We start from the raw sequence: 11,028 nt of genomic DNA on the forward strand, positions 1-11,028 counted from the left end.
AGGTGGGGGGGGGTGGCGGGGGGGTTTGCCCGCGGGGGGCTTAATTGGGGGGGGGGGGGGGGGGGGGGGGGGGGGGGGGGGGGGGGGCGGGGGGGGGGGGGGGCCCCCCCCCCCCCCCACCGCTCGCGTTCGTGCGGCTCAGCGCTCGTACTCGGCAAGGTAACGCAGCACCTTGTCCACGTGCGGCCGGACCCGCTCCGGTACGCCGCGCTCCTCGATGACCGTGCGGTCACTGGTGCGGTATCCGGCCGCGACGAGCGCGGGCAGGTCCTTCTTCGGCAGCCCGGCCTTCTTGAAGCGCTGGTCGAGCCAGCACACGTACAGGCTCATGGTGGAGATCGCGTCCGGCGGCGACATGTAGTCCTTGTCGCCGTCACCGTCCCCGTCCACCGCCCAGGCCCGGAACACCGACGGCGTCCACATGGCGATGCCGTACTCCTCGGTCTCCGGGCGGGAGGCCTTCGCGTCGAAGTCACTCTCCGCTTTGATCAACGCGGCCAGCAGGACGGGGGTGATCTCCTCGTCGGTGCAGCGTTGGGCCGCGCGGGCGATGACGGGTCGCAGCGCCTCGGGTACGTCGGAGTTCTCGGGGATCTCACCGGCCGGCGGGCTGTGCGCACCGGTGGCGGCGGGGGTGTCGTGGTCGCGGCCGTCGTCCTGGCTGCCCCCGCCTCCCCCGAGGAGGGCCGCCCCGGCGAGCGTGGCGGCGGTCAGGACGACGAGCCCGGCCGCGACCGCGGGTATCAGGCGTCTTCGGCGCCGGTGCGGCCCGCCGGTGACGGCCTTCAGCCGGGCGGCGACATCGGCGGCCGTGTGCGGGAGCCGGGCGGCGTGGTCCGGGGCCAGGCAGTCGGCGATCAGCCGGCGCATGTCCTCGTCGAGACCGGCGTCGAGCCGCAGGGGTGCGGCGCCGCGGGCGTAGGCCTGGGCCGCGAGGGAGCGGGCCCGGGCCGTCGCGCCCGGGAAGGGGTGGAGTCCGCCGGTGAGCACCTGGTGGGCGAGGACGCCGAAGGCCCAGATGTCGGCGGTGGGGCGGACGACGGCGCCCTGCGTGCCGGTGCGCTGGGACCACCACTCGGGAGGCAGGTGGTCGAGGGTGCCGAGCGGCGGCAAGTGGGCGTGGGTGCCGTCGAGTTCGGCGGCCAGGCCGAAGTCCGCAAGCCACACCTGACCGCCGGGACCCAGCAGGACGTTGGCGGGTTTGAGGTCGCCGTGCACCCACCCGGCGTCGTGCATGTGGGCGAGACCGGCGACGACCCCGCGCAGGACACGGTCGGCGCCCGCGATCGGCCCGCCCGTCCCGGCGGCGTCGTCCAGTGCGTCCTTCAGGCTGGCCTCGGCCCGGTCCATGACCAGCGCGATCGCGCCGTCCAGGGCGGGCAGTTGCGGTGCCTCGACGGTGCACACCGCGTGGGTGCGGACGAGGTGGGGGTGGTCGGCCTCCGCGCTGAACCGGACCTCGCGAGCCACGAGTTCACCGAGCGCGGCACGCTGCCCGGGCCCGAGGGCACCGGTCGGGAGCACCTTCACGGCGACGGTCGTGCCGTCTGCGACCGTACGGGCCTCGTACACGGTCCCCCAGCCCCCGGAGCCGATGACCGCGCCCACCTCCCAGTCCTCGATGCGGAAGCCCTGCGGGAGACCGGGCGGGCGGGGCGCTTCCCACTCGTCGGCCCATTCTTCGGGCATCGTCATGCGCCGGTCTCCTGAGCGCCGGTGAGGCGGCCGGCGCTGCGGGGCGGCAGCAGGCTGAGGTGCTCCTCGCGCACCAGACCGAAGCGCAGGGCGACAGAGGCGAGCCGGGCGCGCTTGACGCCGGTGAGGCCGCCGTCGGTCGCGGTCAGGGCCTCCTCACCGAGGTCCAGGCGCAGCTTGGCGAAGGCGAGGTAGTCGATGTGGTAGTTGACCGCGGAGCGCGTCAGGTCCCGGCAGGACTCCAGCGGCCGCAGCCGCTCCACGATCTGCCCGACGCCGGGCAGCGCCGAGTCGGAGGGGGCGCGCAGCCGGGGTTCGCACAGGGCCACCAGGACGAGGAAGTACTTCGAGGTGGGGTCCAGGGCGAAGGGGTGAACGGTCTGTTCGCCGCTGCCCGGAACGGACTGCTCGCCGAGATAGCCGTGTTGGGGTGCGAACACCTTGAACGTGGCGGTGCCGGACAGGGCGGGCAGCACCACGCGGGAGAACTCGAAGGGCACGGGCGCCCCGAGCCGTCCTGGCGCGACGGTGAGGTACTCGCCGGCCCCCTCCAGGTTCTCCACCACGTACGACATGCTGCGGCTGAAGTTGGACAGCCGCCAGTAGTCCCCCGCGGCTTCCAGTTGCCCGGCCCGGCGGGAGATCCCCGGGTCGGTGAGGACGATGCGGACCCCCGTCCCGCCGCGTCCGAAGTCTGCGAGGTCCCCCGGCCCCAGGTGGATCAGTTCGGGACTGCCCGTCTCGTCCACCCCCCACTGGGTGGTACCGGGCAACTGCACGATGATCGTTTCCACGCGGACTCCCCCGATGGTGTCGCCCCCGATTTGGTCGCGAGGATTGTATGGTCGGCATCCCGGATGCACGGAATCGGCGGGGCCGCCTTCATACGGAGATTTCCGGGCGCTGTGCGCCGCACATGAACTCCCGGCCCTGCCTGGTCAGGCGCGTCGCGCACGCCCTCCGTCAAGCGCAGTCCGTCGGCGTCGGTGAAGCGCGGCTGGGCGCCCCGATCCGGGCGTTCGGTGTCTCGGGACAGGTACTTCGCCATGTACTCGCCCACGAGCACATGGTGGTCGAACACCTCGGTGAACGGGCCGCACTCGATCCACTCGCCGTACTCTCCCACCACGGCGAGCGCACCTGCACCGGGGTGGACCTGAGCCGAGATGGGGGACCCGGAGCACCCGTGAATGTGCGAAGCTGGTTTTCCGATCACGAGGACGGTGCTTCTCCGTGTCACGGCGTCAGCCGGGCGCACACCCCGTAAGCCCGATCCGTGTCGCGTCCGGTGACGTCCTGCCGTCGGAGCCGTTCCAGCCTGGGAGCGGTGAGTACAGATGAGTCCGGGTTCCGCCGATGCCGCGAATCCCGCGCCGACCGGCGTCGGCAACGGGCCCGCCGTCTCCCGTCGGGAGTTCGACGCACTCTTCGAGGCGGTTCGCACGTGGGGGCGCTGGTCCCCGGCCGACCGCGGTGCCTGGAACCGGGTCACCGCGGACCATGTGCGGCGGGCCGCAGCGCGCGTGCGGACCGGGACGGTCGTGCCGCTGGCGCTGCCGTGGAACACCCGGCCCGGCCCCGACAACCGCAAGCCTGCCCTGCACCACATGACCGACCTCGGTGACGTGGAGGAGCCGGAACCCTCCACCCACAAGGACTTCATCGCGGCCGACTACCACGGCAAGGGCATCACCCATCTCGACGCGCTGTGCCACATCGCCTATCGGGGGCAGCTCTACGACGGCCGCACGGCACACGAGGTCGTCGATGCCGCGGGCGCCCGCTTCGGCGCGGTGTCGACGCTCGGGCCCCTCGTCACGAGGGGAGTGCTCCTCGACCTGCCCGCCGTCCTCGGGGTCCGCTGGCTGGAGCCGGGGCGAGCGGTGCACGCGAGGGACATCGTCGTGGCGGAGAAGGCGCTCGACGTGACGATCGGCGAGGGCGACGCGGTGCTGCTGCGCTCCGGACACGTCCGGCGCCGCGAGGAACTCGGTGCCTGGGACCCCGACACGGCCAGCGCGGGCTTTCATGTGGACGCCCTGCCGCTGCTGGCCGAGCGTGGCATCGCGCTGCTGGGCGGAGACGGCGACAGTGACGTACGGCCCTCACCCGTGGACGGCGTGCACTCGCCGGTCCACGCCCTGGCCGTGGCCGCGATGGGGATGCCACTGCTGGACAACCTCGACCTGGAAGCGCTGTCCGCCGCGACCGCGACGGCGGGGCGCTACGACTTCATGCTCGTTGTGGCGCCGCTGAACGTCCCGGGCGGGACGGGCTCGCCCGTCAACCCGGTCGCGGTCCTGTGACGCCGATCCGGCCCGGTCACCGTGTGTGAGGGGCCTGGTGAACGGTGACTCGCGCCTCCAATGCCCGTATCCTCGTCCATATCAGACATTTTGGAAGGGTTGACTGTCGAAGGCGCGAGTGAGGCGGAGCGTGGTTCGGGCCGGCGAAGATCCGATACCGACGGGGCGTGCGCCAGGCGGCACGGGGCCCGTCCGTTTCCGTGAGCGGTTCCTGCAGGGTGAGCCGGTCGAGACGGGCGTGCGCACGTCGATCCTGAATTCCTGGCGGCGCTGCCGGACCCTGGGGCTGTCGCCGGACCAGTCCGACCTTCCCTTCCGGGAGGACTTCGAACCGGACGGACGGATCGTCCGCGCCTCCGTTCCGGTGCTCGACCGGCTGCAGGCCATGTTCGCCGGCAGCGCGATGAACATCTCCGTCGCCGATGCGAGCGGGACGGTTCTCCTGCGCCGTTTCGGAGAGGCGTCGCTGGCCAGAGTGCTCCCGGCCATCCAGAGTGTCCCCGGGTTCGTGTTCGCCGAGAAGGTCGCAGGTACCAACGGCATCGGTCTCGCCCTGGCCGAGCGCCAACCCATCCGGGTCTACGGTGCCGAGCACTTCGCCGAGCGCTCCCAGGGCAGTGCCTGCCGCGCGCTTCCCGTCCGCGACCCGCTCAGCGGCCGCATCGAGGGCGTCCTGTGCTTCGGCTATCCGCGCAGCGCCGAGGACCCGGCGCTGGACACCGTGATACGCAAGGCGGCCGGGGCCATCGAGCGGCGGCTGCTGGGGCAGAGTTCCTCGCGTGAGCGCGCTCTGCTGCGGGCGTACCTGGACAGCGGAGCCGAGGCCGCCGGAGGTTTTCGGCACCGCACAGGGATGCGGGAGCTGGCCGCGGAGATGAGCCCCCGCGACGAGGCGATCCTCATGGAGAAGGCCGCCGAGCTGATCGCCCGCGCGCAGCGGGCCTGTGTCGACGTGCCCCTGTCCGACGGCCGTCGGGTCACGCTCGTGAGCCGGCCGACGACGAGTGCCTCCGGAGTGGAGGGGTTCGCCATCGAGGCCGTTGTCCCCGGTCCCTCACCGCACGAGCCCCTCGTCCTCCCGCATCAGGTCCATGAGGGGCTGGACCTGTCTGGCGAGCTTGCCGTCGCCGCCTCCCTCACGTCCTTTGGGGCTGTTCGCGATGTGGCGCCCGGGCAGCTCCACGTCACCGCGCCGGCGGAGTATCTTCCCGGCACGGAGCACGCCCCTGTCGCCGTGGGCGTCGAGCGCGTCACGGTCGGCGACGGCACGACGGGCGAGCACTCCGACTCCCCGCCCCCGGCGAGAGGGCTCGTGATGGTGGGGGAGCCGCACGTGGGGACCTACGCCCTGGCCGCGCGCCGCCGCCTGGAACTGTTGTCCGAGGCCGGCGTCCGCATAGGCACCACCCTGGATGTGCGCACCACCGCCCGGGAGCTCGCCGAGTCGGCGGTGCCGCAACTGGCCGACTTCGTCACCATCGACCTGCCGGAAGCCGTGCTCCGCGGCGAGGAGTCTGTCGATCCCCGCAGTGACCTACGCCGTACGGTGGTCCACGGCATCCATGACGACTGTCCCTTCCATCCGGTCGGCAAGCAGGTCGACTACGGTCCGACGATGCCGCAGGCGCGGTGTCTGACGAGTGGCCAGGCAGTGCTGGAACCGGACCTGAAGGCTGCCGCGGGCTGGTTGGCGCAGGACCCCGAGCACTCCGCACAGCTGCTGAGCCACGTCCACTCCCTCATCGCGGTGCCCCTGGTCGCCCGCGGCGCGGTCCTGGGCGTGGCCGGCTTCTACCGCGCGCAGGGCTCGCCGGCGTTCGGGGACGACGACCGGTCGCTGGCCCAGGAACTGGCCGCCCGTGCCGCACTGTCCATCGACAACGCCCGGCGCTACACACGCGAACGCGCCATGGTCCTGGCCCTGCAGCGCAGCCTGCTCCCGCACGGTGTGCCGGACCAGGACGCCGTCGAGGTCGCCCATCGCTACCTGCCCGCCGAATCCGATGTGGGAGGGGACTGGTACGACGTCATACCCCTGTCCGGCAGCCGCATCGGGCTCTTCGTCGGCGACGTCGTCGGCCACGGCATGCTCTCCGCCGCCACCATGGGGCGGCTGCGCACGGCCGCCCGCAGTTTCGCCGAACTCGACTTCCCCCCGGACGAGGTCCTCACCCACCTCGACAAACTCGTGGGACGCCTGGACCGGGAGGACCCCGACGCCGTGGACGCAGGCATCGTCGGCGCGACCTGTCTCTACGCCATCTACGACCCGACCACAGAGCAGTGCACCATGGCCCGCGCAGGCCATCCCCCGCCCGCTCTGGTCCGCCCCGACGGCACCGTGTGGTTCCCCGACCTGCCCGCCGGACCGCCGCTCGGCCTCGGCGGTCTGCCGTTCGAAACCGCCGAGGTCGACCTCCCTGAGAACAGCCAGCTGGTCCTCTACACCGACGGGCTCATCGAGGACCGTCACCGCGACGTCGACGAGGTCCTCGATCAGCTGAGCGCCACGCTGGCCCAGGCGAACGGCACGCCCGACGAGACCTGCGAGGCGGTACTCGACACGGTGGCCCCCGCCCACCCCTGCGACGACATCGCTCTGCTCGTCGCCCGCACCCACGCCCTGGCCCCCCAGCGGATCGCCACCTGGGACCTGCCCGCCGATCCGGCCCTGGTCAGCGAGGTGCGGGCCTCCGCCACCCGGCAACTGACCGACTGGGGACTCGACGAGGCCGCGTTCGCCGCCGAACTGGTGCTCAGCGAGCTGGTCACGAACGCCATCCGCCACGGCGCAGGGCCCATCCGGGTACGGCTGCTGCACGACCGCACCCTGATCTGCGAGGTCTCCGACACCAGCAACACCGCCCCGCACCTGCGCCGAGCGGCCAGCACCGACGAGGGCGGCCGCGGCCTGTTCCTCGTCGCGCAGCTGACGCAGAGCTGGGGCACGCGCTACACCCAGCAGGGCAAGGTCATCTGGGCCGAATGCGGGCTTGAGGGGGTTTGAGGCGCCGACCCCGGCGATTCGCTGCTCCGTTGGCGTGACAGAGAGCAGCCACATACCCCAAAATGTGCAATATGTGACGCTAATGTCACTGATGCGCATCGGGAAGAACACGACAGGTCCAACCCCGGAGAGGCCCGTGCACGAGGCCCACGACACCTCTGCGCATGCGGTCCCGCCCTTCGGAGCGGAACCTCTGGTCCGTGTCCGCGGACTCACCAAGCGCTTCGGGGGAACCCTCGCGCTCGCCGGGGTCGACCTCGATGTCCACGCCGGCAGCGTCCTCGCCCTCCTCGGTCCCAACGGAGCCGGGAAGTCCACGCTCATCAAGGTGCTCGCCGGCGTCCACCACGCCGACTCGGGGCAGGTCACCGTGGCCGGGCACCCGCTCGGGAGTCCCGCCGCCTCCCGGCACATGTCCTTCATCCATCAGGATCTCGGCCTGGTGGAGTGGATGACGGTGGCCGAGAACATCGCCCTGAGCACCGGGTATCCGCGCCGCGCCGGACTGATCTCCTGGCGGCTCACCCGAGAACACTGCACCGAGGCCCTGCGGGCCGTCGCCGGACATCTCGACCCCGACACGCCGGTCTCCCGCCTCGCCCCGGCCGAGCGTTCGCTTGTCGCCGTCGCACGAGCCCTGGCGGCACGGGCGAGCCTCATCGTCCTCGACGAGCCGACCGCCCGCCTGCCCGCCGCGGACTGCACCCGGCTGTTCCGGGTGCTGCACACCCTGCGCGACCGGGGGCACGGCATCCTCTACGTCAGCCATCGCCTGGACGAGGTGTACGAGGTCGCCGACACCTTCGCCGTGCTGCGCGACGGACGCCTGGTCAGCCACGGCTCGCCGGCGAGCCACAGTCCGGCCCGCCTGGTGCGCGCCATCACCGGCGAGGGGCCGACCGACCACCGCCCCGCCACCACCCCGGCCGGCGGCCCGGCCATCCTGACCCTGGACGGGGTGCACACCCCCGACGCGGGACCGGTCAGTCTGGAGCTACGGCGGGGGGAAGTCCTCGGCCTGGTCGGCCTCACGGGCGCCGGACACATGGGTCTCGCCCGAGCCCTTGCGGGCGCCCGGCCCCTCCTCGGCGGACGGGCCCTTCTCGGCGGTCGCCCGTACCGTCCCCGTACGGTCGCGGACGCCGTCGGACGGGGCGTCGCCCTCGTACCCGGCGACAGACAGCGGGAGGGCTGCCTCGCCGAGCTGACCGTACGGGAGAACCTCCTGGCCAACCCCCGGGCGGGAGGCATGCCGGCGCTGCGCTGGATCAGCCCCCGCCGCGAACGCGCCGAGGCCGGCACCCTGATCGAACGGCTCTCGGTGCGTCCCGACGACACCGAGGCAGCCATCGCCACCCTGTCCGGGGGGAACCAGCAGAAGGTCATGATCGGCCGGTGGCTGCGGCCGGCCCTGCGCCTGCTGATCCTCGAGGAACCGACGGCGAGCGTGGACATCGGTGCCAAAGCCGCGATCCACCGCCTGCTCGACGAGGCGCTCGCCTCCGGCCTCGCGGTCCTCCTCATCTCCAGCGACTTCGAGGAGGTCGCGGGCGTGTGCCGGCGCGCTCTGGTCTTCGTCCGCGGATCCGTGACGGCCGAGCTGACCGGCCCGGCCCTCACGGTCCCCGAGCTCACGCGGGCGGCTTCGGCCCTGCCCTCCTCCACCACCGCGGCGAACCCGTGACCGGCTCCCCCTCTCCGGCTGCACCCCCGCCACGGCCGCGCCGCTCGGGGCCCCCGAAGCGACTCGCCCGGCTGCACGGCCGTAGCGGGCAACTCATCGGCGCCTACGGCCTCCTGACCCTCACCGCCCTGCTCTTCCTGATCTTCTCCCTCACCCTGCCGCGTACCTTTCCCACCCGGGACACCGTCGACTCGATCCTGTCCAACCAGTCGATCCCGGCCGTCCTCGCACTCGCCGCGATGGTCCCCATCGTGACCGGCGCGTTCGACCTCTCCATCGGCTACGGTCTCGGCCTGGCGCACGTCATGGTGATGCAGCTCGTCGTGAACGACGGCTGGCCCTGGCCGCTCGCCTGCCTCACGGTGATCGCCGGAGGGGGTGTCGCGGGCGTCCTCAACGGTGTCGTCGTCGAATTCGGACGGATCGATTCGTTCATCGCCACGCTCGGAACCGGCAGCATGATGTACGCCGTGACCGGATGGGTCACCGGCGGCAGCCGGATCGTCCCCGGCCCGCAAGGCCTCCCGGCCGCCTTCACCGACCTCTACGACTCCACGTTCCTCGGCCTGCCGGTTCCCGCCTTCTACGTGCTCGCGCTCGCGGTCGCCCTCTGGGTGGTTCTGGAGCGCCTGCCGCTCGGCAGGTATCTGCACGTCATCGGGTCGAACCCGCGCGCCGCCGACCTGGTCGGCATCCCGACCCGTAGGTACACCGTCTACGCCTTCGCCGCGTCGGGACTGATCGTCGGTTTCGCCGGAGTGCTGCTCGCGGCCCAGCAGCAGATCGGCAATCCCAGCGTCGGCCTCGACTATCTGCTGCCCGCGTTCGTCGGGGCCCTCCTCGGCTCCACCGCCATCAAGCCGGGGCGCCCCAACGCCCTGGGCACCCTCGTCGCCGTCGCCGTCCTCGCCGTCGGCCTCACCGGCATCGCCCAGATGGGCGGCGATTTCTGGACGGTCCCGTTGTTCTACGGCGGCACCCTGCTCCTCGCCGTCGGACTGGCCGGCTACTCCGCTCGTCGCCGACTGCGCACCGGTGCGGTCGTCGCCCGCGATGCGCCCGCCGTGACACAGGACGACGGCACGCCGGGCAGCCTTCCATGACCCACGCCGCGGGCACTGCCGAAGTGCCCGGGCGGCATCCTCCGCAAGGAGCTTCCGTGCACCGCAACCGCACCACCCCCACCGTCCGCAACGCGCGGTCCACCGCCACCGCCCTGGTGGTCGCGGTCTTCGCGCTGGCCGGCTGTGAACGCGGCTCGTCGGGCGGCCCGGCACACTCCACCTCGGGTCCGAGCGGCTGCCCCGCGGCCCAGACCAGGGCCCAGGCCGCCGTCACCCGGGCGGAGCGGACCGACATCCCCTGGAACGGACCGACCAGCGGTCCCACCGCGGTGGCCGGCAAGACCATCGTCTACGTCGCCCAGACCATGACCAATCCCGGAGTCGCGGGCGCCGCGGACGGCGTGCGGAAAGCCGCCCGCGCCATCGGCTGGCACGTCCGGGTGATCGACGGTGGCGGCACCCCCGCCGGCATCCAGGCGGCGATGAGCGAGGCCGTGGACGTCAGACCCTCGGGCATCGTCATCGGGGGCTTCGACCCGGGCTCGACCGCGCAGCAGGTGGCGCGTGCGAACGCGGCAGGCATCCCGCTCGTCGGCTGGCACGCGGTCGCTTCCCCCGGCCCCAGCCGGCGTCCCAGGCTCTTCACCAACGTCACCACCAAAGTCGAGGACGTGGCCAGAACCAGTGCGCAGTGGGTCATCTCGAGCTCCGACGGCACAGCCGGGGCCGTGGTCTTCACCGATGCCTCGATCCCCTTCGCCAAGTACAAGTCCGACCTGATCAGGAAGGAGCTGGCCACCTGCGCGGGGGTAGAGCTGCTGGCGTACGAGAACATCCCGATCCCGGATGCCGGCAGCCGCACGCCCCGGGAGATCTCCTCACTGCTTTCCCGCTTCCAGGAGAGATGGACCCACTCCGTCGCCATCAACGACCTGTACTTCGCCGATGCCGCCCCGGCGTTCCGCGCGGCCGGCAAGAAGGGTTCCGGCCCGCCCTTCAACATCGGCGCCGGCGACGGCGACCCCTCGGCCTTCCAGCGCATCAACAGCAAGCAGTACCAGGCGGCCACCGTGCCGGAGCCGCTGTCCCTGCAGGGCTGGCAGATCGTCGACGAGTTCAATCGCGCCTTCTCGGGCCGGCCGGCCAGCGGGTATGTGGCCCCCGTCCACATCAGTACGGCCGACAACAGCCACGGCGCCACGGCCTGGGATCCGGCGGGATACAGGGAGGCGTACCGGAAGATCTGGGGCAGGTGACAGGGGCGGCAGGGAC

At 72.3% G+C, this 11,028-nt stretch carries 7 protein-coding genes; 5 read left to right on the top strand and 2 right to left on the bottom strand.

Annotated features, from left to right (window positions below):
- Positions 1–138: 138 nt before the first annotated feature.
- Positions 139–1,695: a protein kinase domain-containing protein gene (locus ACWC1K_RS43450; protein WP_450838975.1), complete on the bottom strand. Its 1,557-nt coding sequence runs from the start codon at positions 1,693–1,695 to the stop codon at positions 139–141.
- Complete coding sequence (locus ACWC1K_RS43455; protein ID WP_450838976.1) at positions 1,692–2,489, bottom strand: serine/threonine protein kinase; 798 nt, start codon at positions 2,487–2,489, stop codon at positions 1,692–1,694. The genes ACWC1K_RS43450 and ACWC1K_RS43455 overlap by 4 nt, the downstream gene beginning before the upstream one ends.
- 543 nt (positions 2,490–3,032) lie before the next feature.
- Between ACWC1K_RS43455 and ACWC1K_RS43460 the strand changes: the two genes are divergently transcribed.
- The 5 genes from ACWC1K_RS43460 (at position 3,033) to ACWC1K_RS43480 (ending at position 11,012) form a co-directional block, all read left to right on the top strand.
- A complete protein-coding gene (locus ACWC1K_RS43460) occupies positions 3,033–4,001 on the top strand; it encodes a cyclase family protein (protein WP_450838978.1) in 969 nt (322 codons plus the stop codon).
- 130 nt (positions 4,002–4,131) lie between these two features.
- The gene (locus ACWC1K_RS43465) at positions 4,132–7,008 is read left to right on the top strand and encodes a SpoIIE family protein phosphatase (protein WP_450838980.1); all 2,877 of its coding nucleotides are present in this window, start codon (positions 4,132–4,134) and stop codon (positions 7,006–7,008) included.
- A 136-nt stretch (positions 7,009–7,144) separates the two neighbouring features.
- Positions 7,145–8,692, top strand: coding sequence for a sugar ABC transporter ATP-binding protein (locus tag ACWC1K_RS43470; RefSeq protein WP_450838981.1), 1,548 nt, complete (start codon positions 7,145–7,147; stop codon positions 8,690–8,692).
- Positions 8,689–9,795 (top strand): ABC transporter permease, encoded by a 1,107-nt coding sequence (locus ACWC1K_RS43475; protein ID WP_450838982.1) that lies wholly within the window; start codon positions 8,689–8,691, stop codon positions 9,793–9,795. The genes ACWC1K_RS43470 and ACWC1K_RS43475 overlap by 4 nt, the downstream gene beginning before the upstream one ends.
- Before the next feature lie 56 nt (positions 9,796–9,851).
- Complete coding sequence (locus ACWC1K_RS43480; protein WP_450838984.1) at positions 9,852–11,012, top strand: substrate-binding domain-containing protein; 1,161 nt, start codon at positions 9,852–9,854, stop codon at positions 11,010–11,012.
- The last annotated feature ends 16 nt before the right edge of the window (positions 11,013–11,028 follow it).

It is taken from the genome of Streptomyces sp. NPDC001492, from assembly GCF_053597275.1.

Bases quoted from the DNA above. Each gene is read 5' to 3' on its own strand.
- ACWC1K_RS43460 (WP_450838978.1), top strand. From the start codon at position 3,033: ATGAGTCCGGGTTCCGCCGATGCCGCGAATCCCGCGCCGACCGGCGTC.
- ACWC1K_RS43450 (WP_450838975.1), bottom strand. From the start codon at position 1,695: ATGACGATGCCCGAAGAATGGGCCGACGAGTGGGAAGCGCCCCGCCCG.